The following is a 24859-nucleotide window of genomic DNA, read 5'->3' as shown; positions in this document are numbered from 1 at the left end:
TGCGGGCCCGGCTCAAAGTGATAGGCCTCGTTCAGGCGACGGGATGACCACCCAGCGGCCCACCTCGAGAAGGTGAGAGGGCAGCGGGAAGGAGGGGTCATCCCGGAGCCTGCCCGTCCGGCGAGGACAGGTCTTTTGCTTTTCTGCCGCGGCAGATCGATTTCTGCCGCGGCAGAGCGGGTCCGACCTCCCCCGCCCCTCCGGTGGGATTTTCAGCCGGCGGACGGGTTCGTCAAGGCGGGAAAGCGTGCCTTGACGAACCCGCCCGTCGGCTGAAGAGAAGGCAGGGATGAGGGGCGGGGGAGGTCTGGTGACGTCGCTGGTCGCCTTGCGCTCCCGGCCGCCGGTTTGCGATCACATCCTTGGCCGGGTTGCGTTGCCGGCCGCCGGTTCGAGACCGGCAGGCGAGCCACGGGTAAGTCGTTGACCTCTAACAGGATTGAGCTGTTCGTGCATCTTTCTCGCGTCGGCGTAACAACTTTCGGACGCCGCGCGCCATAACGGGCGGCGTTCGCGCCAGTCCGGTCCCCGCCGCACGAGGAGTTCGTGATGGGTTCACGTCGTTTTTCGTTCCTGCGAAGATCAAGAAGTGCGCTGGCGGCAGGGGTGATCGTGCCCCTCGCGATGGCCGTTGCCGCCGCGCCGGCCGCCGTCGGTGCCGTGCCCGCCGGGTTCACCGATACCGTGGCCATCGGTGGCCTCAGCTCGCCGACCGCCGCCGCGTTCGCTCCTGACGGGCGGGTGTTCGTCGCGGAGAAGAGCGGCCTGGTCAAGGTGTTCGACAACCTGGCGGATCCGACCGCGACCGTGTTCGCCGACCTGCGCACGCCGACCCAGGACTTCTGGGACCGCGGCCTGCTCGGCCTCGCCGTCGACCCCGCCTTCCCCACCCGGCCCTACGTCTACGTCTCCTACACCCTCGACGCCGAACCCGGCGGCACCGCCCCGCGCTGGGGCGACACCTGCCCGACACCGCCGGGCGCGACCGACTCCGGCTGTGTCGTGACCGGCCGCGTCTCCCAGCTCACGATGGGTCCGGGCGGGACGGCGGTGAGCGAGAAACCGCTGGTCACCGGCTGGTGCCAGCAGTACCCCAGCCATTCGGTCGGCGCGCTGGCCTTCGGCCCGGACGGTGCCCTCTACGCGGGCGGCGGCGATGGCGCCAGCTTCAACTTCGCCGACTACGGCCAGGTCGGCAACCCCTGCGCCGACCCGCCCTCGCCCGCCGGGACGAACCTCAGCCCGCCGTCGGCCGAAGGCGGGGCGCTGCGCTCGCAGTCCCCGCGGCGCGCGGCCGGGCAGCCGGTGCTGCTCAACGGCACGCTGCTGCGGATCGACCCCGACACCGGCGACGGCCTGCCCGGAAACCCCTTCGCGAGCAGCACCGACGCCAACGCCCGGCGCGTCATCGCCTACGGCTCCCGCAACCAGTTCCGGTTCGGGTTCCGGCCGGGCACGAGCGAGCTGTGGGCCGGTGACGTCGGCTGGAACACCTGGGAAGAGATCAACCGCGTCGGGAACGCCGGCGACGCCGTGGCGGAGAACTTCGGCTGGCCCTGCTTCGAAGGCACCGCCCGGCAGGCCGGCTACGACGGCGCGAACCTCGACCGCTGCGAATCGCTGTACTCGGCAGGCGGCCAGAGCGCGCCGTACTACGCCTACAACCACAACGCCAAGGTCGTCGCGACCGACCCGTGTCCCACCGGCGGCTCCTCGATCAGCGGGATCGCTTTCGAATCCGGCAGCAACTACCCGGCCGAATACGCCGGCGCGCTGTTCTTCGCCGATTCCTCCCGTGGCTGCATCTGGGCGATGCAGACCGTCTCCGGCCAGCCCAGCCCGACCAAGCTGGTGCCCTTCGTGACCGGCGTCAGCACGCCGGTGCAGGTGCTCACCGGCCCCGGCGGCGACCTGTTCTACGTCGCGCTCGGCGCCGGCGAACTGCGCCGGGTGAGCTACGCGGGCGGCACCAACCGGCCGCCGGTCGCCGCGGCCACCGCGACGCCGTCCAGCGGGGCGGCGCCGCTGACCGTCCAGTTCGACGGCACCGGCTCCACCGATCCGGACGCCGGCGACACGCTGTCCTACGCGTGGGACCTCGACGCGGACGGCGCCTACGACGACTCCGCGGCCCCGCGCCCGACCTGGACCTACACCACCGCGGCGGCGGTCGACGCCGGACTGCGGGTGACCGACTCCCACGGCGCCTCCGCGACCACGACGGTCCGGGTGACCGTCGGGACCCCGGCCGGGCTCGACCCGGTGCCGGTCATCGACACCCCGGCCACCACGCTGAACTGGTCGGTCGGCCAGACGGTGCCGTTCTCCGGCCGTGCCGTCGACGCGCAGGACGGCGAGCTGCCGCCGTCGGCGCTGTCCTGGCGGCTGGCCATCCGGCACTGCGCGGCCAACGGCACCTGCCACACCCACAACGTGCAGGACTTCCCCGGCGTCGCCGCGGGATCGTTCGTGGCGCCGGACCACGAGTACCCGTCGTATCTGCAGCTGACGCTGACCGCGACGGACTCGACGGGCCGCACCGGGTCGAAGACGATCGACCTCCAGCCGAAAACGGTGACGCTGAACTTCACCTCGAGCCCGAGCCAGGCGATGCTCACCGTCGGCGGGACCCAGCAGCGGACGCCGTTCTCCCGGACGGTGATCGCCGGATCGGTCAACTCGATCAGCGCGGACAGCCCGCAGAACCTGCCCCCGCTGAACCTGAAGTACGCCTTCACCAGCTGGGCGCACGGCGGCGCGCGGACGCAGAACGTGGTCGCGCCGCAGGCGGGGGCGACCTACCAGGCGAACTACCGGCTCTGCTGGCTGCTGCAGCCCTGCTGAGCGGGAGGGCCCGGCGCCGCGCGGCGCCGGGTCACTCCCCCGGGTTCGCCGTCTTCTCGGCCTTCTTCGACTCCTTGGCGGATTCCTTCGCCGCCTTGGACGACTCCTTGGCCGCCTGCTTGGACGACTTCGCGGCGGGGTCGTTCCCGAGGCCGTTGCCGTTGTTGCCGTTCCCGTTCCCGTTGTTGCCGTTGCTGTTGCCGTTGTTCCCGCTGGTCCCGATGCCGTTGTTGCCGTTCCCGTTTCCGGCACCCGTGACGGCAGGCTGGCCGGAGGCGGCGGCCCCCGGCGACTCGCCCGCGGGCTGCACACCCGTCGGTTCCACCCCCGGAGCACCGGGTGAGGGCGTCCCCGCCGCGTCCGAGGACGGCGCGACACCGCCCGGCGGGACCCCGGCGCGGGAGCCGGCCTGCGGGCCGGTGCCCACGGGCTGGGTCGTCGTGCCGTCGCCGCCGGACAGGGGCGGCGGGGCGTCACCGGCGGTGCTCGCGCCGATCGTCACCGTCGTGACCAGCGCCGCGCCCGCGGCCGCCACCTTCGCCGCGGTGGCCCACGACAGGGCGGACGCGCCGGTGCCGGTGGCCCCGGCGGCGGCTCCGGAGGTGGCGAGCGAGCCGGTGCCGGACAGCCACTGCGAGACGATCGGGATACCCAGGATGAGCGGGGCCACCGTGGCGGGCAGTTCCTGGTTGAGCTGCCGGAGCCCGTCGGCCAGTTCCCGGCAGTCCGGGCAGCGTTCGAGGTGGGCAGCGATCCGGTGGGCCTTGTGGTCGGAGATGCCGTCGCGCACGAACTTGGCCAGCTGGCCGGAGATGTTCTTGCAGGTGCGCCGCCGCGCTTCGGGCACGTGCTGATCCAGGTAGGCCTGGCGCAGGCCCTCGCGGGCCCGGTAAGCCAGCGCGGCTACTCCGTTCGGGGTCATCCCGAGGTCCTCGGCGATCTTCGCGGGCGACTCGCCGTCGATCTCGGTCCGCCAGAGCACCGTGCGCCACCGCTCGGGGAGGCTCGCGAACGCGTCCGCGGCAACCGTGGCGTGCAACCGGGCGCCGACCGGCTCGTCACTCCCCGCACCCGGCAGGACGTCCGGCACCTCGGCCACCAGTGACACGGCCGAGTCGCGCCGGCGCCAGCTGATCATCGTGTTCCGGATGGTCGTCAGCAGGTACGGCCGGAAATCCTCGTCCGGCCCCTCGCCGGAGCGCAGAATCCGCAGCACGCGGGTGAAGCCCTCGGCGATCAGGTCGTCCCGTTCCGCCCCGTCGGCCGAGATCGCCGCCGCCACCCGGCGGGCGGCGGGGAGGTGCCGGTCGTAGAGCTCGCCGTACGCCGCGATGTCGCCACCGCGGACTGCCGCGATCAAGGCCGCGTCGCTCGGGACTTCCGTCGTCCCGGCCACCGCCGGCGCCACTTCGGTCACCACTCCCCCTCGCCGTGCGGATGCACGTGCAGAACGTCCCGAGATAGTCGCGCAACGAGTGACACCTGCGCAAGGTTGCGGCGCCGAAAACACTTTCTGTGAATTCGCTTTCCGGCGAGTGGCGGGGCCGTTGACTTGTCACATCCCTGAGCGATCCCGGGTGGGATCCCCCCGGTTCGCGGACCGGGCGTTGCCCCCGGCCATTACCGGCGGGTAAAGACAACGGCGGTGACCGGGCCGGTCACCGCCTCAGTGTCCGATGTGGACGGTACGGGGAGCCTGGAGCCGCTTCGCGGGCCGTCGACCGCCAGAAGGGTTTACCCATGCGCAGAGCCCTGCTCGTGCTGCTGACCGTGCTCCTGCCCGTTATCCTGACGACCGGGACCGCCCAGGCCGCGCCGCCCGCCGCCGCCCCCACCGTCGCGGCGGTACCCGCGGACGCCGGGCGGGGCTGGCCGGTCAGCGGCGCCCGAGGCGTCCTTGACCTCGCCGCCCGCGGGTACGTCGAGGAGGAATACCTGCTGTCCGGCCAGGCCGACACGTTCGACCAGGTCGGGCTGTGGACCGACGACGGCCAGTGGGCCACCCGCGTGGCCACCACCGGCAACCCGTACACCACCCGGATGGTCGTGGTGCGACCGCGCGACGCCGCCCGGTTCAACGGCACGGTCGTGGTCGAATGGCTCAACGTCAGTTTCGGCGTCGACATCCCCGTGGACTTCTCGCAGTCCTACGAGCACTTCATCCGCGAGGGCTACGCCTACGTCGGCGTGACGACCCAGAAAGCCGGTGCCGACAAGCTCAAGAGCCTCGACCCCGCCCGGTACGCCGCGGTGAACCTCAGCGGTGACGCCCTCTCCTACGACGTCTTTTCGCAGGCCGCGCAGGCGGTCCGGGCGAACCCGCAGCTCCTGGGCGGCCGGACGCCGACCGTGGTGCTGGGCACCGGGCACTCGCAGTCGGCACTGCGGCTGACCACCTACGCGAACGCGATCCAGCCGGTGCGGCGCAGGTACGACGGCTTCATGATCCACGGCCGGGCCGCGCTCGCGGCGCCGATCGGCGACGGCGTCGTCGGGCCGCTGTCGGCGAAGATCCGCACCGACCTCGGCGTCCCGGTGTTCGTCCTGCAGTCGGAGACCGACGTCATCGCCTCCGCCTCGGTCCGCCAGAACACCGCGCAGGTGCGGACCTGGGAGGTCGCCGGCACCGCGCACGCCGACCAGTACGGCCTGAACCTGTACAACGCGGCCAACGCGCGGGACAAGTCGATCAACGACGGCGCCCCGACGACCTGCGACAAGCCGGTCAACAGCATGACGTTCCGGTATGCGGAAAACGCGGCGTTCCGCTACCTCGACCGATGGGCGCGCGGCGGCGCGGCCCCGCCCACGGCGGCGCCGATTTCGATGCTGCTCAACGTCATCATCCTGCGCGACGGCGACCAGAACGCCCTCGGCGGCGTCCGGCTGCCCGATCTCGACGTCCCGGTGGCGTCCTACTCGCCGAACAACAGCGGCGGCAACGTGCCGGGCGCGTGCCTGCTGCTGGGCACGACCACGCCGCTGACGCCCGACCGGATCCGGCAGCTGTACCCGGACCACGCCACGTACGTCGCGAAGTTCACCGCGGCGGCGGACCGGGCCCTGCGGTCGGGCTACCTGCTGCAGCCCGACCGCGACGAAGCCGTGGCCAGGGCGCAGGCGACGCCGGTGCCGTAACCGTCCACAAAGGATTCCGGTGGGTCCGGCCTGACGGCCGGGCCCGCTGGAACCCGTTCCACCCGTCTCCGCAGCTGACAAACCGGCGGCCATCCGCGTATGGTGTCGAAAACAGTAACATGTTCTAGTTTGGCTGTGCCGAGTTGACTGCGCGAAGGGGCCGGGATGGACGAACAGGCGATGCGGTATCCGAACCACCTCGGCCACCTGGTCGTCTCCGCCCTGAAACGCCACCGGGACAAACCGGTCATGGTGCTGGGCGAGACCGCGATGACCGGGGGCCGGACCGCCGAGCAGGTCAGCCAGTACGCCCAGGCCTTCGAGGCGCTCGGGGCCGGCACGGGCGCACCGGTCGCACTGCTGTCGCTGAACCGGCCCGAAGTCCTGCTCATCATCGCCGCCGGCCAGCTGCAGGGCTCGCGGCGCACGGCACTGCACCCGCTCGGGTCGCTCGACGACCACGCCTACATCCTCGCCGACGCCGGCATCACCACGCTGATCATCGACCCGGTGCCCGCCTTCGTCGACCGCGCGCTCGGCCTGCTCGAGAAGGTCCCCGGCCTGACCCAGGTGCTCACCATCGGGCCGGTGCCGGAACCGCTGGCCCACGTCGGCAAGGACCTGACCGCGGCCGCCGCGACCTTCGAACCGCAGCCGCTCGTGCCCGCCGTGCTCCCGCCGGACCAGGTCGTCTCGATCACCTACACCGGCGGGACCACCGGCAAGCCCAAGGGCGTCATGGGCACCGCGCAGGCGATGACCACGATGACGCAGATCCAGCTGGCCGAGTGGGAGTGGCCCGAGGCCCCGAAGTTCCTGATCTGCACCCCGCTTTCGCACGCCGGCGCGGCGTTCTTCGCCCCGACGCTGCTCAAGGGCGGCTCCCTGATCGTGGTGCCGAAGTTCGACCCCGCCGAAACCCTGCGGATCATCGAAGAGCAGCGGATCACCGCGACCATGCTCGTGCCCACGATGCTCTACGCGCTGATGGACCACCCCGACTCGCGCACACGCGACCTGTCTTCGCTGCAGACGGTGTACTACGGGGCCGCGTCGATCAACCCGGTGCGGCTGCGCGAGGCGATCGACCGGTTCGGCCCGATCTTCGCGCAGTACTACGGCCAGTCCGAAGCCCCGATGGCGATCAGCTACCTCGCCAAGGGCGACCACGACGACGCGCGGCTGGCCTCCTGCGGGCGTCCGTCGGCCTTCCTGCGCACGGCGCTGCTCGACTCGGACGGCGAACCCGTGGCCCCGGGCGAACCGGGCGAGATCTGCGTGGCCGGCCCGCTGCTCGCCGGCGGGTACTGGAACCTGCCGGAGATCACCGCCGAGACCTTCCGCGACGGCTGGCTGCACACCGGCGACGTCGCCCGCGAGGACGAGGACGGCTTCTGGTTCATCGTCGACCGGGTCAAGGACATGATCGTCACGGGCGGGTTCAACGTGTTCCCCCGCGAGGTCGAGGACGTCGTCGCCGAGCACCCGGCCGTCGCCCAGGTCGGCGTGATCGGCACCCCCGACGAGAAGTGGGGCGAGGCGGTGACGGCGGTCGTGGTCCTGCGCCGGGACGCCGACCACGACCTCGAGCGCCTCACGGCCGAGATCCAGGCGGCGGTGCGGGAGCGCAAGGGCCCGGTGCACGTGCCCAAGCAGGTGATCGTCGCCGAGTCCCTGCCGATGACGGGGCTGGGCAAGCCGGACAAGAAGGCGTTGCGCGCCCAGTACGAGCCACGGCGAGCGGCCGTGTAGGGCGTTCGATCCGCCCGGTCCTCCGTTCGAGCGACGCCCCCTGCGCTGTCACGAACTGGCGAGCAGTCTCGTCCCCGGGACGTGCAGCCGCCACCGGGCGGCGCCGGACGGAGGGAACGGACCCATGAAGGTCGTCGTGATCGGCGGGACCGGCTTGATCGGCAGGAACCTGGTGACCTGGCTGGCCGGGCACGGACACGAGGCCGTGCCCGCGGCGCCGAGCACCGGCGTGGACACGATCACCGGCGAAGGGCTGAAGGAGGCGCTGCAGGGGGGCCGAGGTCGTGGTGGACGTGTCGAACTCGCCGTCGTTCGCCGACGACGACGTGATGGCCTTCTTCCGGACCTCGACCGGCAACCTGGTCGACGCGGCGAAGGAGGCGGGCGTCGGCCACTACGTCGCCCTGTCGGTGGTGGGCACGGACCGGCAGCCGGACGTCGGGTACTTCCGGGCCAAGGTCGCCCAGGAGGAGCTGATCGCCGGGTCGGGGCTGCCGTTCTCGATCGTGCGCGCCACCCAGTTCTTCGAGTTCGCCGCCGGGATCGCGGACGGCTCGACCACCGACGGCGTCGTGCGGCTGCCCGGTGCCGGTGTGCAGCCGATCGCGGCCGCGGAGGTGTCCGCCGCGGTGGGCCGGGCCGCCGCCGGGGCGGCCACCGGCGGCGTCACCGAGGTCGCCGGGCCGGAGGTCTTCGGACTGGACGAGTGGGTGCGGACCGTGCTGACCGTGCGCTCCGATCCGCGGCAGGTGGTCACCGACCCGCGGGCGCCGTACTTCGGTGCGGTGCCGGGGCCGGAAGACCTGCTGCCGGGACCGGGCGCGCGGCTCGCGGAGACCACGCTCGCCGAGTGGCTCGCCCGGGCGTGAGGGGTTACGCGCCGTCGTGGTCCGGGTCGGCGCTGAGCACGATGCAGCCCACGTAGCCGTCGCGCGCCCGGGGTCACCTTCAGCAGCATGCTCGGCTGGTAGATCGAGTCGTCGTCGTTGAAGGTGTCCCGGCCGGTGCGCTGGGCGTACGGCTGGGTGGCCAGCACCTGCGCGTTCAGCGTTTCGTCGAACATCAGCTGCGTGGTGAGCGTCTTCTCGTTGCCGACGTGCACCATCACGTGGATGTGGACGGTCCGGCCGCGGTACCAGCCGGACCAGATCGTGGTGAATTCGACGATCCCGCGCTGGTTGGTGACCTGGGCGCCGCGCAGGTACCGCTTGTCGTCGGTGGGGACGAGGTCGGCGTCCCCACCGCCACCGCCCGAGGCCGCCTCCGCCCCGGAGTACAGGCCGCCCGCGTCGCAGTGCCAGATCTCGACCACCGCGTGCGGGATCGGCCGGCACGTCTCGCTGTCCTGCACCTGCAGGGCGAGCCGCAGCTTCACGCCCTGTTTGTCCTCGCGGTCCGCGTCGGTGACCGCCTGCAGGGCGACCGTTTCCCCGGTGGACGCCGCGACGGCGCTCTTGCCCGCGCACGCCGTGACGAGCGCACCCAGTCCGACCGAGCTCACGCCGGCCAGCAGCCGGCGCCGGCTGACGCGCTGTCCCTCGTGATCGTTTCCCATGCGTCGCCGATCGGTCACCGACGGCAAACGGGTATGCTCACCTCGATAGTCAACAAATTGAGTAGGTGAGGTGGCCATGACCAGCTTCCGCAAGGCCGTCGAGGCACGCGATCCCGACGCCATGGCCGCGACACTGGCGGAGAACGTCGTGTTCCGCAGCCCGGTCGCGTTCAAGCCGTACCCCGGCAAGGCCATCACCGCCGCGATCCTGCGCGGCGTGCTGCGCGTGTTCGAGGATTTCCGGTACGTGCGCGAGCTGACCGGCGGCGAAGGCCGCGACCACGCGCTCGTCTTCGAAGCGCGGATCTGGGACGTGCGGGTCGAGGGCTGCGACTTCCTGCACCTCGACGAGGCCGGCCTGATCGACGAGTTCACGGTGATGGTCCGGCCGCTGTCGGCCGCGCAGGCCCTCGCGGAGGCGATGGCGGCGCAGTTCGACCGGATCCAGCGCGAGGCAGTCAACTAGTTGAGTAAGGCGCTGCGCAACGCGCTGATGGCGGCGCTGCTCGAAGGCGAGGCGTCGGGCTACGACCTGGCGAAGGGGTTCGACGCCTCGGTGGCGAACTTCTGGGCGGCCACCCCGCAGCAGCTCTACCGGGAACTCGACCGCATGGCGGCCGACGGCCTGGTGCGGGCCCGGGTGGTCCACCAGGAGCGTCGCCCGGACAAGCGGCTGTTCTCGCTGACCGAAGCCGGGCGCCGGGCGCTGCACGGGTTCACCGCGCGCCCGCCCCGGCCGGGCGTGATCCGCGACGAACTGCTGGTGCAGGTGCAGGCCGTGGACGTCGGCGACGCCGCGGCGGTCCGGCGCGCGCTGGCGGAGCGGCTGGCCCGCGCGGAAGCCAAGATCGCCGGCTACGAACGGCTCCGCGCGCGGCTGCTGGACGGCCGCTTCGAAGACGACTACCTCGCCGAAGCCGAGCGGATCGGCCCGTACCTGACGCTGATGCGGGGCCTGTCGTTCGAGCGGGAGAACCTGCGGTGGTGCGAGCAGTCGCTGAAGGTGCTCGACCGGCAGACGGGCTGAGCTGTCCGATGTGGACCGGTTGTACGGCTCTTGTACGAGCGCGGCCCACCATGGCTCCCATGTCATTGCACCGTCTCGCCCAGGCCGCGCTGGCCGCCGGCGTGCTCGCGGGCCTGGCCGCCGCCCCGGCGGCCGCCGCCGCGGCCGCGCCGTCGACCCTGCCCGCCGACCAATACACCCTGACCGCCAACTACAACCAGTTCGACGCGGTGAACAGCGCCCTGGTCTCGACGCTGGGCACCGCGGCCGTCCACACCGTGATGGAGAACGCCAACCACGACCGCACCGCGCTGCCGTCGTCGTTCTCCGTCGCCGGGCTCTCGACCGGGTTCCGGTTCGACAGCGGCGACAACTCCGACTGCGCCAACTACCCGCAGGGCATCACCACCAGCCGCGACGCCGTCGGGACGGCGAACGGCGGGGACTACGACGGGCACCAGCTCGTCGCGGTCAGCTGGTACACCAAGGACGGCTGCGACGGCGACCAGTCCCGCAGCCGGATCACCCTGGTCGACTGGGACGCCGACTACCCGAACGCCTACCGCAAGATCCTCCTGGTCGAGCCGACCGGGACCGCGGCGGCGCCGGACTTCAAGGACATCCCGATCCACGCCGGCGGCATGTCCTGGTACGGCGACTACCTCTACGTCGCCGACACCGGGAAGGGCATGCGCGTGTTCGACATGCGCAAGATCCTCAAGACGAACAGCGGCGGCACCGCCGGCCAGATCGGCCACCAGAGCGGCAGCACCTACTACGCCCACAACTACGCCTACGTCCTGCCGCAGGTGGGCACGATCAGCTCGAAGACGACGTCCGGGACGAACCTCGCGTGGTCGTCGATCTCCCTCGACCGCGTCAGCAAGTCGATCGTGATGGCCGAGTACACCTGCTCGTCGGGCTGCACGGACTACCCGAACCGCGCACCGCGGGCGATCCGCTACCCGTTCGCCAGCTCCGGCACGTTCGCCGCCACGACCACGGCGAGCCAGGCGTTGCAGCTGCCCTGGTCCAAGCTCAACGGCGTGGCCTCGCACAACGGCCGCTGGTGGTTCCAGTCGTCGGGTTCGAAGCAGCTCTACTACTGGAAGCCCTCGGCCGCCTCGCAGACCTTCGCCTGGGTCGGCAGTGGCGAGAGCCTCTCGTACTGGGAGGACGACACCGCCGCCGACCTTCTGTGGTCGCTCCAGGAGGGCGCGGGCAACCGCAACGTCTTCGCGGTCACCCAGGCCACCTACGGCGGTGGCTGAGCCGGCCCGATCGCGAAAAGGCCCGTCCGGGACACTCCGGGCGGGCCTTGTGCCGGACTCGTTCGCCGACCGGATGAGATCCGGATCACGTCGGCGTGGCTCGGCGCGCTCCCGGGGCCGGTGCCTGCCATCCTGTGCGGTCAAGAGGTAGCGGACGAGAGGACAACCCCGTGGGCATCATCGCCTGGATCGTGCTGGGTCTCATCGCCGGGGTGATCGCGAAAGCCCTCATGCCGGGCAAGGACCCGGGCGGCTGCATCATCACGATCCTGCTGGGCATCGCGGGCGCGTTCGTCGGCGGCTGGGTGGGCAAGACGCTGTTCCACACCCAGCTCGGCACGTTCTTCGACCTGCGCACCTGGGGCCTGGCCATCCTGGGCGCGCTGATCATCCTGGCCGGCTACCGGCTGATCTTCCACCGCCGCGACTGACCGTCCGGCCGGGGCGTTGCCCCGGCCGGACCCGGTTCAGTTCAGGCTGACCCCGTACGCGCCGAGCGCCTCGCCGACCGGCTGGAAGTACGAGCTGCTGCCGCCCTTGCCGGAGGTGATGCCCAGGCCGACGCTGCCGGCGAACAGGCAGCCGCCGGAGTCGCCGGGGTTGACCAGCGCGCTGGTCTGGATCAGCTGGGACACCGAGCCTTCGGCGTAGTTCACGGTCACGTTCGTGCGCTGCACCGACCCCGAGGTGAGGTGGGTGGTGCTGCCGCTCTTGCTGATCCGCTGCCCGACGGTCGCGGTGCCGGCCGAGCTGATCCGCTGGGTGGAGCCGTTCCACAGGGTGACGGCGCCGGGCGCGCTGCCGGTGGTGTTGAGGATGAGCCCGTAGTCGTTGCCCGGGAAGCTCGAACCCTGCGACGGGCCGACGTTCCATTGCGACACCGCGCGGGTGCAGTGGCCGGCGTCGATGAGGTAGTTCTGGCCGCCGCGGTTGGTGTTGAAGCCCGCCGAGCAGCGGGTACCGCCGCCGGTGATGGCTTCGCCGTTGTAGATCGCGGTGTGCATCTCGCCCGCGACCCGTTCCACCCGCACCCGGTCGCCGAGCGCACCGGCCGCCTTCAGCAGGGCTTCGGTGCCCTTGGCCGCGTCGGCCACGGTCAGCACGACCTGGTTGGCCTGCGGGTCGAGCCCGATCGAGGTGTGCGCCACCGCGGGCAGCGCCTGCAGCGCGTCCTGCGCGCTCGCCAGCGCGGCGCTGGAGTGCTTGACCAGCCGCGCCTGCGCGCCGGCCCGCTCGACCTGGTCGGCGGCGGCCTGGTCCAGCACGTTGACGACGGGTTTCGCGGCGGCATCGAGGTAGCCGTCGGCGGCACGGGTCCCGAGGGACGCGGTGACGCGCTGCAGGGTGTCGACGCTGGCCGCCTGGGTCCGCAGCAGGGCGACGGCGGCGGATTCGCTGATCCCGGCTTCGGCTTTGAGGGAAGCGACGGCTTCCTCCTGCACGGTGGCGGAGTAGCCGTCGATGGTGGCGGCGGTCGCGGAGACGGGGCTGAAGAACCCGATGGCCGCGGCGGCGGCCACGAGGGTGGTGGCGGAGCGGGCGAGGAGGTGGTGTCCCGGGGACGTTCTGCGCATGCCGGTAACTCACTTTCGCGGTCGCGGGCGAAGCCGGCGCGAGGGGTGGCCGCGCCGGCACCGGTGATCCGGTCGGTCGAGGGTGGGCCCGGGCCCGGGTGGGGCGGTAGCGACTTTCGTCGGACGGGACAAAAGATAGGTACCGGGCAATTCGCCCAACGGCGGGTTGCGCAGAGCAACCGGACAGCGGGGCGGCTTTGGCCGAGCGGCCCCGCTTCGGCCGCGCAAGGGGTCGCCTTCGCGCCTGACAGGCTGATTTGCCCGGGCCGAGTCCGCTTCGACCGCGGCTCGTCCCACGCTGGCGACCAGGCGGTGCAGCAGCCAATTCAATTCTTCTCGGCCGGAAACCGTTCTCCCGCAACGAAAGCAGCTTCCCCCGCGACTCGTCGAATCCGCTCGGGCCCGCGGGGGCGCCCCCCGGTTCCAGCGTATCGGCGCCCACCGACAAAAAACCGCAGGCCGCCGCGCTGCTCCGGCGTACGAGTGGTTCCCCCGCCGCCGGCCGGTGCGGGGCGTACCGTTCGAAGTACGGGCATGGCGTGCTCTCCTCCCCCTCGGAGCGCGCCGTGTCCGCCAGCGGAGATGTTGGTGCGCAGTGGTTCTTGAGCCCACGTGAACGAGAATCGGCTGTTCGCCCGAAGGTGCTCGCCGCTTCGCGTGTCTATGCTGGACCGCGGCCAGGCTTTCGGTTGCGGGAAGACGCGCGACATGAACGACCAGCGGCAGGTGCTCGTCCGGGCGGAGTCCCGGCGCGTCGTGGTCCCCGGCGTCGGCGGCGCCCCTGAGACACTCACCTATCCGGGCGTCACGCTCACGCGCGTCATCGCCGGCATCCCGGACGAAGGCACCTGGCTGCCGATGGGCGACCGCCCCAGCGAAGTCGACGACGAAGCCCTCATCGAAGCCCTGCGCGCGGCGTTCCTCTGGCAGATCGGGCTCCCGTAACACCCCGGCCGGATGTGTATCGGCCGCATTCCCGGGTAGGCCCTCCGCAGAAGGAGGCGTTCTCCACGGTGCAGATGAACTGGGGCGCGGCACACGAGCCGGGATGGCTGGTGCTGGACATCGCCGGCGCGGATCCCAAGGGGCTGGCCCACGCGCGCCGGTGGGCCGAGGCGCAGCTCGCGTCGCTCGCCGAGGCCGATCGGGTCGATGCCACGATCGTGGTTGGCGAACTGCTGGAGAACGCCTATGTCCACGCCCCCGGCCCACGCCGGCTCGGGCTGCACCTCACGCACGACCCGTGCGAGGTGACCGTGGCCGTCGCCGACACCGGGACCGGGGAACCGCGGCTGCGGGTGCCGGGCCGCACCGGCGGCCGGGGCCTGCTGCTCGTCGACGAACTCGCCCTCGCCTGGGGCGTGCGCCACCACGACGACGGCAAGGTCGTCTGGGCGCGCCTCGCCTGCGCGGGCCGGCGGACCGGCTAGCGGCCGTTCCAGTGGACGATGTCCGGGAACTCGACGAACTTCCGCAGGTGCTGCTGTTCGGCGCGGCCCTGGATGGGGAGCCGGAAGACCGAGCCGTCCGGCCAGGTCAGCGTGCTCTTGCGGAAGCTGAGCTCCGGCGCCTGCGGCTTGCGTGCTTCCCAGACGACCCGCGGCGGCGGTGCGTCGGCCGGGTCGGTCGACGTCGCCCCGGTGTCCACCACCGCCAGGCACGACGGTGAGCACGCCAGCCACGCGCCGCCCACGGAGCGGAGGCGATCGACCAGGTCGAGCGCCATCGCGTTCGCCGGGCCCGTGACGCCGATCACGCGCTGGAACGGCAGTCCCGGCCGCTCGCCGTGCGCCAGGGCGAAGACGCCGAACACCGCCGCGCCGATCCCGCGCAGGATGTTCCAGAAGAACCGCCGGACGAGCCGCTTCCCTTCGACGGTGCCGTCGCGGCGGCGACCGGGGACGTCGTAGCCCACGTCCGTGTCGCCGAGGTGCAGCACGATGACCGGCTCGCGCCAGCGGTCCCGCAGCAGCGCCTCGACGCGCTCACGGTGCCCTGGCCGGACCCGGGTGTCTTCCGCCCAGCGTTCGAGGCGCTCGTTCAAATGTCCAGGTCCTTGCGTGTCTCCTCCGGACTCCGGTCCCCGCCGATCTCGCTCTTGTCGAACCACGGCTCGTCCCCCTCCGGCGTGACGGCTTCCTTGCCTTCGGCGAAGGCACCCTTGCCCGCCCCGATCCCGGCCTTCACTCCCGCACCCGCCAGGAACGGCTTGACCCCCGCGGAAGTGCCGAACATCGTGGTGAGCGCCCGGTTGCTCGGCTGCCAGCCCTGGGCGGCCGCACCGAAGCCGAACTTCGTCTCGCCCGGCATCACGCCGACGCGCAGCTTGCGGGCGAACACCTCGAGCTTCCCGGAGTACCGGACCAGGAACTCCATGAACTTGTCGAGCAGCTTGCCGAACTTGCCGAGGTAGCGCGTCACCTTCTGCAGCACGCTGGCCGCCTTGGCGATCGACGCGGTCATCGCGGCCGCCACCGAGCCGCCGAAGCTGATCACCGACGCCGCCAGCGCGGGCAGCCACAGGGTGATCAGCCAGGACACCAGCTCGGTGATGATCCCCTTGATCACCTCTTCGATGACCACCATGACCATCGACCACATCTGCAGCACTTCGGCCACCGAACCGGCGGCCGAGCCGATGCCGCGGATGCCGGAGGAGAAGTCGCCGAGGGCTTCCTTCGCCGCGTTGCCCGCTTCGTCGACCCACTCGGCCAGCGCGGTGTCACCGGTGCGCTCGAAGTCGTCGGCGAGCGCGACAAAGCCCTGCGCGATCGTGACGAAGTTTTCCGAGGCGTGGCCGATGGCGGGGCCGTCGCCGGTGACCTGGTGCAGCGCGTCCTGCAGCGGCTGGACCAGTTCGAGCAGCATGTTGAGGCCGTGGCTGACCAGCCACCCGATCGGGTCCATCGCGAAGGTGACCATGTCGCCGGCCGCGGCGCCGACGAACGCCGCGCCGTCACCCACCAGCGCCGCCCCCGCGGACGCCAGCTCGCCCGGGCCGTCGGCCTCCGCGGCCTGCCGGGCGTGCTCGCCGATCTTCTTGCCCGCCTTGTAGGCGGTGCCGGCCACCGGCACGTACCCGGCGGCGCGGTCGAGGTTCGCGCCCGTGCTCTCGTCGTAGGCCGAGACGTCCAGCGCGTCGGCGATGCTCTTCTTCGGCTCGGTCATTCGCCCTGTCCGATCGCGTCGATTTCCGCCTCGTACCGGCCGAAGGCGATCTTCCCGGCGTCTTCCATCCCCTGGTACATCTCCGCGGCTTTGGTCAGTTTCGTGGTGAAGCCGTCCACGCCGTCCTTGAGGTCGGTGAGCAGCGAGCGCAGCTCGGTGAGGCGGTCGGTGTAGCCCTGCTTGGCGAAGAGGCCGACGAGCCCCCATGCCTCGTTCGTCACGTCGGCGGCGTCGATCTTGGCGCCGAACTTGTCCGCTTCCTGCTCGTAATACGGCAGCTGCCTGGCGTAGGCGGAGATCGCGCCGATGTTCGTCTGAATTCCGTCTGGCATCGCGGGTTTCCCTAGGATCGGCGGAGGATGGGGCCCTGGTCGAAGTCGTCGTCGTCCCCGGCCGCTGGCCGTCGGACGGGCCGCGACGGCTGCCGCGGCTGAGGCTCCGACGCAGGTTCGGCCGCCACGGTTCCGAACGCTTCCGCCTGGGCTTCGCGCACCTGCGCCGTGACGTCCACGCCGAACGCGTCGCCGAAGGTCTCGTCGACGATGCCGGCCTGCTGCTGCGCGGCCCCGGCCGCCGCCCGGCGGATGGTGGCCATGATCGTCGCCGCCAGCTGCCCGGCCTCGACGCGGGTGGCCCCGGCGGTGAGCCGCAGGTCGGTGATCATCCCGCCGGCGCCCGCGGTGACGGTCACGGTCCCGTCCGGCGAGGTGACGGTGGTCTCCAGCCGGGCGATCCGCTCCTGCATGTCGCCGACGCCGGCGAAGCGGGCCTCGGCCTGCCGCACCTTGTTCTGGAAGTTCTGGAACTGGGCGATCAGCTCGTCCATCTGGGCGGACATCGGGTCTCCCTTGCGCGGTTCGGGGCCTGTGTCCGCATCATGACAGATCCGGTCCGCGGCCGATCACGGTTCGCCGGATCACGGGTTCAGAAGTCGACGAGCTCCACGGTCACGGTGCAGGTGTCCCCCACCCCGAGGCCTTCGGCATCGCGGACGGCCCGCTTGAGCGGCAGGACGTAGGCCTCCCGCGAACCGTCCGGGAAGATCGACGTCTTCCAGCTCGTGGCGCCGATGGTCACTCGGACGCGCACCGAACCGAAGCCGCGCCGCGGCTCGGCGGCGAGCTCGCGGATGTCCTCCGACGCGTCGGCGGGCAGGCTGACGAAGACCCAGCTGTCGGTGCGCCGGGCGTCCCATTCCCAGAGTTCGGCTTCGAAGACGATGATCACGCCCGCAGTGTCACACGGGGCACCGACAGTTCCGTCAGAGGCAGGGCGGCCGGTAGCCGTCGATGCGCAGGCCGCGGAACTCCAGCTCGTTCGGCGTCTTGCCGACGAACACCAGCCCCCGCGCTTCGCGCAGCGCCGAGGCGAACGAGTACGACGGCGTCCCCAGCTCCGGCAGCGAGGTCCACCGGCGCGGCGAGAAGCCGAAGAACTTGGTCACCAGCCGCCCGCCCGTGGACGGCACCGGCGTCAGCCACTTGTCCCCGCCGCTCCAGTGCGACGCCGGGCGCAGCTGGACGTAGAGGTCCTCGGTCGCGCGATAAGTCAGCAGGAATCCCGCTGACCGGGACAGGTCGGCCTGCGCTTCGAACCGGTTGCCCAGCCAGACGACGGCCACGTGCCACTCGGCACCGACGAACGTCACCTTCGCGGCGTACCGGCGCCCTTCGGGCACGAGCAGGCTCCCGGTGGCCGGGACCGTCGTCCCTTCGCCGCTGGCCAGCCACTGCTGCAGCCGGTCGATCGACGGGGTCGCGCACTCACGCCCCGGCGACGCGGAGGCGGCCGCCGGGGCGGTCAGCGGGAGGACGAGCAGGGCGGCCAGGGCCGAAAGCGTTCTGGCGAAAGGAATTCGACGACGCATTCCCGGCAAGCTAGCACCGCGGCCCGCTGAGCACCACCTGCCCGGCCGGGCCGGCGGGCCGCACGGCTAGGCTCGTCGTCGGCGAAAACGACCATTTTCGCCGTAGCAAGCGCACCACGACGCGGGAGAACAACCCATGCTGGACCGAGCGGTCATCGACGCACTCTTCCCTGCCGACCTGCCCGAGCCCGAGCACTGGGAGCAGCGCTACCCCGCCCGCGACCTCCCCGAAGGCGCGCTGGTCACGCGCCTGGGCCCGTCGCCGACCGGGTTCGTGCACGTCGGCGGCATCTATGTCGCCACCATCGACCAGGACGTGGCCCGCCGCTCCGGCGGCCGCTACCTCGTCCGGGTCGAGGACACCGACCAGTCCCGCGAGGTCGAAGGCGCCCTCGAGCAGTTCGAGCGCGGCTTCCGCTACTTCCGCCTCGCCGCCGACGAGGACAGCCGGCGCGGCGGCGACTACGGCCCGTACCGGCAGTCGGAACGCGAGCACATCTACCTGACCTACGTCCGCGACCTGCTGCGCCAGGGCAAGGCGTACCTCGACTTCGCCACCAAGGAAGAGCTCGCCGCGATCACCCAGCGGCAGCAGGCCACCAAGCTGCCCACCGGCTACTACGGCAGCTGGGCGATCTGGCGCGACGCCGATCCCGCCGACGTCCAGGCCAAGCTCGACGCGGGCGCCCCGTACATCGTGCGATTCCGGGCCCCGGACGACACCGGCGCCCGCGCCCGCTTCACCGACGCGATCCGCGGGCCGCTGGAAGCCGAGGCCAACCGCAACGACGTCGTCATCCTCAAGAGCTCCGACCAGAGCCCGCGGCTGCCGACCTACCACTTCGCGCACGCCGTCGACGACCACCTCATGCGGGTGAACCTGGTGATCCGCGGCGACGAGTGGATCTCCTCGGTCCCGGTGCACCAGCAGCTGTTCGACGCGCTCGGCTTCGAGCCGATCACCTACGCGCACATCGCGCCGCTGATGAAGCAGGAGGGCGGCAGCAAGCGCAAGCTCTCCAAGCGCAAGGACCCGGAAGCGTCGGTCGACTTCTTCATCGAAGCCGGCTACCCCGCCGACGCCGTGCTGTACTACCTGCGCGGCCTGGCCAACGGCCGGCTCGCGGAGATGCCCCTGGAGCAGGCGCTCACCGAGCCGATCAACCTCGACGAGTGCGGCGTCGCCGGCCCGCTGGTGGACCTGGTCAAGCTCGACGACATCGCCGCGGACCACATCGCGACGCTCTCCGGCGCTCAGATCCTCGAGGCCGTCCGCGAGTGGGCCGAGCGGTTCGACCCCGAGCTGCTCCGGGTCCTGGACGAGGAGCCGGACCTGGCGCTGCGCGCCCTGGCCGTCGAGCGCGAAGGGGCCGAGAACCCGCGCAAGGACTTGAAGAAGTGGAGCGAGTTCCGCGCGGTGTACGGCTTCTTCTTCCCGCAGCTGCACGCGGCCGTCACGGGGCCGGACGACGAGCGCATCGCCGCGCTCGGCGTCGACCCGGCGGTCGTCCAGGCCGTGGCGCGCGACTTCGCGGCCGACTACCGCCAGCTCGACGACGGCCAGGAGTGGTTCGACCAGATCCGCGCGGTCGCGGCCAAGCACGGTTTCGCCCGCAACGCCAAGGAGTTCAAGAAGAACCCCGACGGCTTCCCCGGGTCGATCCGCGAGGCTTCGCAGATCATCCGCATCGCGCTGACCGGCTCGACGCGCAGCCCGGATCTGCACGCGATCACGCAGGCGCTGGGCGAGGACGAGGTGCTCGGCCGGATCGCGGCGCTGACCAAGTAGCGGCGGCGGGCTCCGGCGGGTCCTGCCGCCGGAGCCTCGGTCGGCCGGGTCTGGTTCAGGCGCCCTCGTCGTCCTCGAAGGGGCGGAACGCGAACCGCACCACACTCGGCGTCCGTCCCCCGCTGTCGGCCACCGCCGCGATCAGCCCGGCCGCGTCCTCACGATCCAACCGGGCGAGCAGGCGGGCGAGTGCCTCCGGCGCCCCCACCGGCTCCCCCGGCGTCTGGATCAGCGTGCGGTGGAGGATCCCGACGTCCCAGCCGTCCCCGCTGCCGCTGCCCGCCGCGGTCCGGATCGTCGCGTCGAGCAGCCAGCGGGGTGGCTTCCCGGTCAGTGCCGGTGTCGCGTGCGCCGTCAGGCCGACGATCTGGTCGGCCCTGAGCAGGCCGTCGCTGAGTGTCGCGATCCACACGTTGGTCAACCCCATGGATCAACGGATAACACCCGGCGGGCGCGACCGCAATCACGCGAGCTGGTCGCTCCTGGTCTCGCTGGGCTGCAGCACCGCCCAGACGACCTTGCCGCCGGCCCACGACCGGCTGCAGCCCCAGGTGCGCGTGATTTGCGCGACCAGCTTCAGCCCCATGCCCGGTTCGAACGGGGACAGCCGTTCGAGCAGCATGGCCGGCCGCGTGTCCTGGTCGGCCATGGCCAGCGTGCACACCCCGCGGCACAGGTCGAGGCGCAGCTCGGGCTCGGAAGTGGTGTGCCGCAGGACGTTTTCGACCAGTTCGGTGGCGATCAGGCGGGCGTCTTCGGCGAGCTCGGGCACCTCCCAGTCGAACAGCCGGCCCGTGACGAACGCGCGGACCTGCGCCGAAGTGCCGTCGGCACGCGGGAAGGTCTGTTCACACCGGCGGCGCACCGGGTGGTCCAGTGCCGCCGTCGCCGACACGAGGTCGGCGCGGACCAGGACGTAGCGGTCGGCCACGTGCCGGTTCAGCAGCACCCGATGCCCGGGACCGGCGACGATCGTGAAGGGGATGCCCGGCCAGTCGCCGATCCGCATGGCGACCAGTGAGAAGACACTGACCAGGGACGGATCCGCGATGGCCAGCTCGCTGATGTCCGCCACCAGGCCGTCCGGCGCGTCGGTCGCGATCTTGAGCAGGCCGTCACGCAGGGCCGGGCACGAGCCGGCGTCGAGCTCGCCGCTGACCCGCACGACGGTCGCCTGGTCGTGGCGGCCGACAGCCAGGTGGACGGCGGTACGGCTCATGGCGCCGCCGTCCGCTGCCCGGCGCGGCCGGTGGTCTCGAGCTGGAACGGACGTGGCGTCTCCCCGCCGGCCGAAGCACCGACGACCACGAGGTCACGCCGGAAGGGCGGCACCGAGCCCACCTCCTCACTCCGGAACTCACGGTAGTGGAGGCCGGTCACTACACGGGGTAGCCCCCACCGGGCGGGCTAAACGACCGCGAACCACGTCGGCCACCAGCGGACCGCCGTTCCCGCGGACGTGAGATGCTGCGACCACGCAGGCAGGCCGAAGGCGGGAGGCGTAGCGGGTGACCACCTGGATCGACGTGATCAACTTTGTCCGGACGCGGTACGAGGTCCTCGAGGAGTCGGAGGACTGGCTGCGGTTCCGGCTGGAGGGCCCGCGGGACCGGACGCAGCAGGTGACGGTGCATCACCTCGCCGAACTCGACGGCGGTTCGTGGATCGAGATCTCCTCCCCGGTCGGCTGGGCCGACAAGGTCGACCTGCGCCGGTTCCTCGAGCTGGCGGGCGGCTCGGCCGTCGGCGGCGCGGCGGTGGTCGACGGCGTCGCGCTGCTCAAGCACACCGTGCCCCTGGAGGACCTCAGCATCCAGGAGGAGTTCGAGCGCCCGCTCAAGGCGGTCGTCGCCCGCGCAGACGCTTTCGAGCACGAGCTCACCGGCACCGACGAGTTCTGACCCTCGCTCACTTCGAGCGGCGGGCCCGGTCGGTCCGGCGCCGGTTCTCCTTCTCCAGCGCGGTCACGAGCTCCTCTTTGGACATCCGCGACCGCCCGGGGATACCGAGCTGCTTGGCGCGCTCGTAGAGGTGCTGCCGGCTCGCGGTGGCGTTGACGCCGCCGTGGGTCGGCTTCTCGGGCTGCCCGGCGCCCCGGGCGGCTTGCTCGTCCGAGGGACCGCGTTCCGGCTTCGGCTCCCAGTGGTCGCCCACCTTCTCGAAGGTGTGCTTCAAGGCCGCGTAGGCGGTCTGCTGGGCCCGCCGGCCGGGGCCGTAGGTGTCGAGGGCGGAGTCGTGCGCGGCGACCCAGGTGTCCTGGGCCTTGCGCGGCGACCGCAGCAGCGTGCTGGGCAAGTCTTCGCGACCAGGCATGCCGCCTCGGCTACCCGCGCCCGCCGCCGGCGAAACGGCGCGCACGCGTGTCCCCTCCAATCACGCGAGATGCCTCCCCCATCACGCGAGATACCCCTCCGATCACGCGAAATGCCCGAACCGACCCTCCCGGTACGCAAGCCGACCTTCCGGGCACGCAAGCCGACCCTCCAGGCACGCGGGCCGACTCGGGGGTACCCGGCCCGGCGGGTTCACACCGTCCGAAGAGGACCGACCTCGGGGAGCCTCCCGTGCGGCCGCCGCGCGAGGTCGGGCATGCTGATGACCACTGATTTCCGAGGCCGAGGGGACGAGAGGGCGAAATGGGTGCTTCACCCGATTTGAGCATTCCGGCGAGCGTCGACAGCCCGGCACCGCCGCAGCAGCCCTCCTCGCCCGTGGCGCGGTGGCTGCTGGAGCACCGCGTCGCGCCGGTCGGCCGCGCGGGCGGCGAGGACCACGGGACGCCGCAGGCCTGGTGGAAGGTCATGTGCCTGACCGGGGTCGACTACTTCTCCACCCTCTCCTACCTGCCCGGGATCGCCGCGCTCGCCGCCGGAGCGCTCTCGCCGCTGGCGACCCTGCTGATCGTCGCGCTGACGCTGCTCGGGATGCTGCCGATGTACCGCCGGGTGGCCCGCGAGAGCCCGCACGGCCAGGGGTCGGTCGCGATGCTGGAGACCCTGCTGCCGTTCTGGCGCGGCAAGCTCTTCGTCCTCACGCTGCTCGGGTTCGTCGCGACGTCGTGGATCATCACGATCACGCTGTCCTCGGCGGACGCCACCGTGCACATGCTGGAGAACCCGTATCTGCCGGGCTTCCTGCACGGCCACGCGGTGCTCATCACCGTCGTGCTGCTGCTGATCCTCGGCGGGGTGTTCCTGCTCGGGTTCAGCGAGGCCGTCGGGGTCGCCATCCCGCTCGTCGCGGTCTTCCTGCTGCTCAACGCCGTGGTGACGGTCGCGGGCGTGCTCGACCTGCTCGGCGATTCCGCCGCCCTCTCCCACTGGACCGACGCGCTGACCGCCGGTGGTGGCGGGTTCTCCGGCATCGTCGGCCCGGCCGTCATCGCGTTCCCGATGCTGGTGCTGGGGCTCTCCGGGTTCGAGACGGGCGTCAGCATGATGCCGCTGGTCGCGGCCGAGGGTAAGACCGCCGAGGAGAAGCTGGAATCCCGGATCCGCAACACGCGGAAGCTGCTGACCGCCGCCGCGCTCATCATGTCGGTGTTCCTGATCGCGACCAGCTTCGTCACCACCGTGCTGATCCCGGCCGACGCCTTCAAGGACGGCGGCGAGGCCAACGGCCGCGCCATGGCCTACCTCGCCCACCGGGAACTCGGCGAGGTCTTCGGGACGGTCTACGACGTCAGCAGCGTGCTGATCCTGTGGTTCGCCGGTGCCTCGGCGATGGCCGGGCTGATCAACATCGTCCCGCGCTACCTGCCCTCCTACGGCATGGCGCCGGAGTGGGGCCGCGCCGTCCGGCCCGTCGTCATCGTCTACACGGTGATCAGCATCCTCATCACCATCGCCTTCGGCGCCGACGTCAACGCCCAGGCCGGTGCCTACGCGACCGGCATCCTGGCGATGATGGTCTCCGGCGCCGTCGCGGTCAGCATCTCGGCGATCCGGCACCGCCACCGTGGTGCGGCCGCGGGGTTCATCGTCCTCACGCTCGTCCTGCTGTACGCCCTCGTCGAAAACGTCATCGAAAAGCCCGACGGGATCGCCATCTCGGCCCTGTTCATCCTCGGGATCATCGTCGTCTCGCTGGTCTCCCGGGTTTCGCGGACGACGGAGCTGCGCGCCGACCGCATCGAGTTCGACGACGAGGCCCGCCGGTTCATCGCCGATTCCCTGGCCCACGACGGCGCCCTGAACATCGTCGCCAACAAGCGCCAGGGCGGCGACTACGCCGAGTACTCCGAGAAGGAAGCGGAGCAGCGCGGGATGAACCCGGTGCCCGGCGCCGCCGACATCCTGTTCCTGGAGATCGACGTCGTCGACCCGTCGGAGTTCAGCAACGTGCTCCAGGTCCGCGGCGTGGAGATCGACGGCTACCGGATCCTCCGCGCGGACAGTCCCGCGGCCCCCAACGCGATCGCGGCGATCCTGCTGACGCTGCGCGACGTGACGGGCGTGCGCCCCCGGTGTTATTTCGAGTGGTCGGAAGGCAACCCGCTCGGCCACCTGCTCCGCTACCTGCTCCTCGGCCGGGGCGACACGGCACCGGTTGTCCGGGAGATCATCCGCAGCGTGGAGAAGGACCCGGCCCGCCGCCCGGGCATCCACGTCGGCGGCTGAACCGCGGCCTAGGAGGGGTGGCCGTCTGCAGCCTGCCGCGGCGGTCGTGAGTGGTGAAGCGGGTTAGAACCCGTCTAAACACTCACGACCAGCTGCGGGAGAGGGCAAATCCGGTGCGGTGAGGGCGGCTATCGCCGGGCGGGCGGCGGGCCGGACCGCCGGACCGGAGCCCGTGCCGGGCCGCGGCCCTCCTGCGGCCGCGGTGCGGTGGCAAGGGCTCGGCTTCGCACGAGGCCACCATCATCGGTGACACCGTGGGTGACCCGTTCAAGGACA

General features: G+C 71.5%; 24 protein-coding genes and 3 pseudogenes. 14 read left to right on the top strand and 13 right to left on the bottom strand.

Annotation, left to right across the window (positions count from 1 at the left end; all coding sequences use genetic code 11):
• The first annotated feature begins 549 nt into the window (after window positions 1–549).
• Window positions 550–2844, top strand: coding sequence for a PQQ-dependent sugar dehydrogenase (locus IE317_RS42550; RefSeq protein WP_229903212.1), 2295 nt, complete (start codon window positions 550–552; stop codon window positions 2842–2844).
• A gap of 31 nt (window positions 2845–2875) precedes the next feature.
• On the opposite strand, the gene IE317_RS42545 is transcribed toward IE317_RS42550, so the two are convergent.
• A complete protein-coding gene (locus IE317_RS42545; protein WP_229903211.1) occupies window positions 2876–4261 on the bottom strand; it encodes a sigma-70 family RNA polymerase sigma factor in 1386 nt (461 codons plus the stop codon).
• A gap of 323 nt (window positions 4262–4584) precedes the next feature.
• Here IE317_RS42545 and IE317_RS42540 point away from each other — a divergent pair, with 323 nt between their 5' ends.
• Both IE317_RS42540 and fadD8 read left to right on the top strand, forming a co-directional pair.
• Window positions 4585–5982, top strand: a complete 1398-nt coding sequence (locus IE317_RS42540; protein ID WP_191317024.1) for an alpha/beta hydrolase domain-containing protein — start codon at window positions 4585–4587, stop codon at window positions 5980–5982.
• Between the two features lie 165 nt (window positions 5983–6147).
• Complete coding sequence (fadD8, locus tag IE317_RS42535) at window positions 6148–7734, top strand: fatty-acid--CoA ligase FadD8 (protein WP_191317023.1); 1587 nt, start codon at window positions 6148–6150, stop codon at window positions 7732–7734.
• A gap of 48 nt (window positions 7735–7782) precedes the next feature.
• Here the strand turns inward: fadD8 and IE317_RS44970 are convergent, their stop codons facing one another.
• On the bottom strand, window positions 7783–7977 hold the full coding sequence (locus tag IE317_RS44970; protein ID WP_229903210.1) for a hypothetical protein: 195 nt from the start codon (window positions 7975–7977) through the stop codon (window positions 7783–7785).
• Between IE317_RS44970 and IE317_RS42530 the strand changes: the two are divergent.
• Window positions 7907–8603: pseudogene (locus IE317_RS42530) on the top strand (SDR family oxidoreductase). The gene IE317_RS44970 and the pseudogene IE317_RS42530 overlap by 71 nt on opposite strands.
• Before the next feature lie 245 nt (window positions 8604–8848).
• Here IE317_RS42530 and IE317_RS44965 read toward each other — a convergent pair.
• Window positions 8849–9289, bottom strand: a pseudogene (locus IE317_RS44965) (dioxygenase family protein); the annotation flags it as partial.
• A 76-nt stretch (window positions 9290–9365) separates the two neighbouring features.
• On the opposite strand from IE317_RS44965, the gene IE317_RS42520 reads away from it, so the two are divergent.
• The 4 genes from IE317_RS42520 to IE317_RS42505 all read left to right on the top strand — a co-directional run bounded on the left by IE317_RS42520 (window position 9366) and on the right by IE317_RS42505 (window position 11997).
• Window positions 9366–9755: a nuclear transport factor 2 family protein gene (locus IE317_RS42520; RefSeq protein WP_191317022.1), complete on the top strand. Its 390-nt coding sequence runs from the start codon at window positions 9366–9368 to the stop codon at window positions 9753–9755.
• 27 nt (window positions 9756–9782) lie between these two features.
• Window positions 9783–10316, top strand: a complete 534-nt coding sequence (locus IE317_RS42515; protein WP_191317029.1) for a PadR family transcriptional regulator — start codon at window positions 9783–9785, stop codon at window positions 10314–10316.
• Between the two features lie 59 nt (window positions 10317–10375).
• Window positions 10376–11566 carry a hypothetical protein gene (locus IE317_RS42510; protein ID WP_191317021.1) on the top strand — a complete coding sequence of 397 codons (1191 nt, stop codon included), beginning with the start codon at window positions 10376–10378 and terminating at the stop codon, window positions 11564–11566.
• A 170-nt stretch (window positions 11567–11736) separates the two neighbouring features.
• Window positions 11737–11997 carry a GlsB/YeaQ/YmgE family stress response membrane protein gene (locus IE317_RS42505; RefSeq protein WP_013225295.1) on the top strand — a complete coding sequence of 87 codons (261 nt, stop codon included), beginning with the start codon at window positions 11737–11739 and terminating at the stop codon, window positions 11995–11997.
• 36 nt (window positions 11998–12033) lie between these two features.
• Here the strand turns inward: IE317_RS42505 and IE317_RS42500 are convergent, their stop codons facing one another.
• Window positions 12034–13140, bottom strand: coding sequence for a S1 family peptidase (locus IE317_RS42500; RefSeq protein ID WP_229903209.1), 1107 nt, complete (start codon window positions 13138–13140; stop codon window positions 12034–12036).
• A 663-nt stretch (window positions 13141–13803) separates the two neighbouring features.
• Here IE317_RS42500 and IE317_RS42495 point away from each other — a divergent pair.
• Window positions 13804–14085 carry a hypothetical protein gene (locus IE317_RS42495; RefSeq protein WP_191317027.1) on the top strand — a complete coding sequence of 94 codons (282 nt, stop codon included), beginning with the start codon at window positions 13804–13806 and terminating at the stop codon, window positions 14083–14085.
• Window positions 14086–14159: 74 nt separating this feature from the next.
• Entirely contained in the window at window positions 14160–14570 is a 411-nt protein-coding gene (locus tag IE317_RS42490; protein WP_229903213.1) for an ATP-binding protein, read from the top strand.
• Here the strand turns inward: IE317_RS42490 and IE317_RS42485 are convergent.
• From IE317_RS42485 to IE317_RS42460, 6 genes are all read right to left on the bottom strand, one after another.
• On the bottom strand, window positions 14567–15184 hold the full coding sequence (locus IE317_RS42485) for a hypothetical protein (RefSeq protein ID WP_191317019.1): 618 nt from the start codon (window positions 15182–15184) through the stop codon (window positions 14567–14569). The two genes, IE317_RS42490 and IE317_RS42485, sit on opposite strands and share 4 nt — an antisense overlap.
• On the bottom strand, window positions 15181–16308 hold the full coding sequence (locus IE317_RS42480; RefSeq protein ID WP_191317018.1) for a hypothetical protein: 1128 nt from the start codon (window positions 16306–16308) through the stop codon (window positions 15181–15183). Before IE317_RS42480 ends, IE317_RS42485 begins: the two co-directional genes overlap by 4 nt.
• The gene (locus IE317_RS42475) at window positions 16305–16640 is read right to left on the bottom strand and encodes a hypothetical protein (protein WP_191317017.1); all 336 of its coding nucleotides are present in this window, start codon (window positions 16638–16640) and stop codon (window positions 16305–16307) included. Before IE317_RS42475 ends, IE317_RS42480 begins: the two co-directional genes overlap by 4 nt.
• A gap of 11 nt (window positions 16641–16651) precedes the next feature.
• Window positions 16652–17146 carry a YbaB/EbfC family nucleoid-associated protein gene (locus IE317_RS42470; protein ID WP_191317016.1) on the bottom strand — a complete coding sequence of 165 codons (495 nt, stop codon included), beginning with the start codon at window positions 17144–17146 and terminating at the stop codon, window positions 16652–16654.
• Between the two features lie 86 nt (window positions 17147–17232).
• Complete coding sequence (locus tag IE317_RS42465) at window positions 17233–17535, bottom strand: DUF1905 domain-containing protein (protein ID WP_191317015.1); 303 nt, start codon at window positions 17533–17535, stop codon at window positions 17233–17235.
• Between the two features lie 34 nt (window positions 17536–17569).
• On the bottom strand, window positions 17570–18175 hold the full coding sequence (locus IE317_RS42460; RefSeq protein ID WP_191317014.1) for a hypothetical protein: 606 nt from the start codon (window positions 18173–18175) through the stop codon (window positions 17570–17572).
• A 136-nt stretch (window positions 18176–18311) separates the two neighbouring features.
• On the opposite strand from IE317_RS42460, the gene IE317_RS42455 reads away from it, so the two are divergent.
• Complete coding sequence (locus tag IE317_RS42455) at window positions 18312–19964, top strand: glutamate--tRNA ligase (RefSeq protein WP_191317013.1); 1653 nt, start codon at window positions 18312–18314, stop codon at window positions 19962–19964.
• Window positions 19965–20019: 55 nt separating this feature from the next.
• Here IE317_RS42455 and IE317_RS42450 read toward each other — a convergent pair whose 3' ends face one another.
• Entirely contained in the window at window positions 20020–20391 is a 372-nt protein-coding gene (locus IE317_RS42450; protein ID WP_191317012.1) for a hypothetical protein, read from the bottom strand.
• 36 nt (window positions 20392–20427) lie between these two features.
• Window positions 20428–21183 (bottom strand): ATP-binding protein, encoded by a 756-nt coding sequence (locus IE317_RS42445; protein ID WP_191317011.1) that lies wholly within the window; start codon window positions 21181–21183, stop codon window positions 20428–20430.
• A gap of 289 nt (window positions 21184–21472) precedes the next feature.
• Between IE317_RS42445 and IE317_RS42440 the strand changes: the two genes are divergently transcribed.
• Entirely contained in the window at window positions 21473–21865 is a 393-nt protein-coding gene (locus tag IE317_RS42440) for a hypothetical protein (RefSeq protein ID WP_191317010.1), read from the top strand.
• Window positions 21866–21872: 7 nt separating this feature from the next.
• Here the strand turns inward: IE317_RS42440 and IE317_RS42435 are convergent, their stop codons facing one another.
• A complete protein-coding gene (locus tag IE317_RS42435) occupies window positions 21873–22277 on the bottom strand; it encodes a ChaB family protein (protein ID WP_191317009.1) in 405 nt (134 codons plus the stop codon).
• A gap of 323 nt (window positions 22278–22600) precedes the next feature.
• On the opposite strand from IE317_RS42435, the gene IE317_RS42430 reads away from it, so the two are divergent.
• Both IE317_RS42430 and IE317_RS45545 read left to right on the top strand, forming a co-directional pair.
• Window positions 22601–24583, top strand: coding sequence for an APC family permease (locus IE317_RS42430; protein WP_191317008.1), 1983 nt, complete (start codon window positions 22601–22603; stop codon window positions 24581–24583).
• Between the two features lie 206 nt (window positions 24584–24789).
• Window positions 24790–24859 (top strand): annotated as a pseudogene (locus IE317_RS45545) (sodium/proton-translocating pyrophosphatase); the annotation flags it as partial.

Source organism: Amycolatopsis bullii (assembly GCF_014654205.1).
Lineage (GTDB): Bacteria > Actinomycetota > Actinomycetes > Mycobacteriales > Pseudonocardiaceae > Amycolatopsis > Amycolatopsis plumensis.
Note: the sequence above shows the minus strand (reverse complement) of the source record. Positions and strands in the feature narration are given on the sequence as shown.

What these genes read in the sequence shown, in the direction of transcription:
- IE317_RS42495 (WP_191317027.1), top strand. Translation starts at nt 13,804, where the DNA reads ATGCTGGACCGCGGCCAGGCTTTCGGTTGCGGGAAGACGCGCGACATG.
- IE317_RS42510 (WP_191317021.1), top strand. Translation starts at nt 10,376, where the DNA reads ATGTCATTGCACCGTCTCGCCCAGGCCGCGCTGGCCGCCGGCGTGCTC.
- IE317_RS42500 (WP_229903209.1), bottom strand. Translation starts at nt 13,140, where the DNA reads ATGCGCAGAACGTCCCCGGGACACCACCTCCTCGCCCGCTCCGCCACC.
- IE317_RS42470 (WP_191317016.1), bottom strand. Translation starts at nt 17,146, where the DNA reads ATGTCCGCCCAGATGGACGAGCTGATCGCCCAGTTCCAGAACTTCCAG.
- IE317_RS42455 (WP_191317013.1), top strand. Translation starts at nt 18,312, where the DNA reads ATGCTGGACCGAGCGGTCATCGACGCACTCTTCCCTGCCGACCTGCCC.
- IE317_RS42520 (WP_191317022.1), top strand. Translation starts at nt 9,366, where the DNA reads ATGACCAGCTTCCGCAAGGCCGTCGAGGCACGCGATCCCGACGCCATG.
- IE317_RS42480 (WP_191317018.1), bottom strand. Translation starts at nt 16,308, where the DNA reads ATGACCGAGCCGAAGAAGAGCATCGCCGACGCGCTGGACGTCTCGGCC.
- IE317_RS42460 (WP_191317014.1), bottom strand. Translation starts at nt 18,175, where the DNA reads ATGCGTCGTCGAATTCCTTTCGCCAGAACGCTTTCGGCCCTGGCCGCC.
- fadD8 (WP_191317023.1), top strand. Translation starts at nt 6,148, where the DNA reads ATGGACGAACAGGCGATGCGGTATCCGAACCACCTCGGCCACCTGGTC.
- IE317_RS42550 (WP_229903212.1), top strand. Translation starts at nt 550, where the DNA reads ATGGGTTCACGTCGTTTTTCGTTCCTGCGAAGATCAAGAAGTGCGCTG.
- IE317_RS42450 (WP_191317012.1), bottom strand. Translation starts at nt 20,391, where the DNA reads ATGGGGTTGACCAACGTGTGGATCGCGACACTCAGCGACGGCCTGCTC.
- IE317_RS42475 (WP_191317017.1), bottom strand. Translation starts at nt 16,640, where the DNA reads ATGCCAGACGGAATTCAGACGAACATCGGCGCGATCTCCGCCTACGCC.
- IE317_RS42435 (WP_191317009.1), bottom strand. Translation starts at nt 22,277, where the DNA reads ATGCCTGGTCGCGAAGACTTGCCCAGCACGCTGCTGCGGTCGCCGCGC.
- IE317_RS42490 (WP_229903213.1), top strand. Translation starts at nt 14,160, where the DNA reads ATGAACTGGGGCGCGGCACACGAGCCGGGATGGCTGGTGCTGGACATC.
- IE317_RS42445 (WP_191317011.1), bottom strand. Translation starts at nt 21,183, where the DNA reads ATGAGCCGTACCGCCGTCCACCTGGCTGTCGGCCGCCACGACCAGGCG.
- IE317_RS42515 (WP_191317029.1), top strand. Translation starts at nt 9,783, where the DNA reads ATGGCGGCGCTGCTCGAAGGCGAGGCGTCGGGCTACGACCTGGCGAAG.
- IE317_RS42430 (WP_191317008.1), top strand. Translation starts at nt 22,601, where the DNA reads ATGGGTGCTTCACCCGATTTGAGCATTCCGGCGAGCGTCGACAGCCCG.
- IE317_RS42540 (WP_191317024.1), top strand. Translation starts at nt 4,585, where the DNA reads ATGCGCAGAGCCCTGCTCGTGCTGCTGACCGTGCTCCTGCCCGTTATC.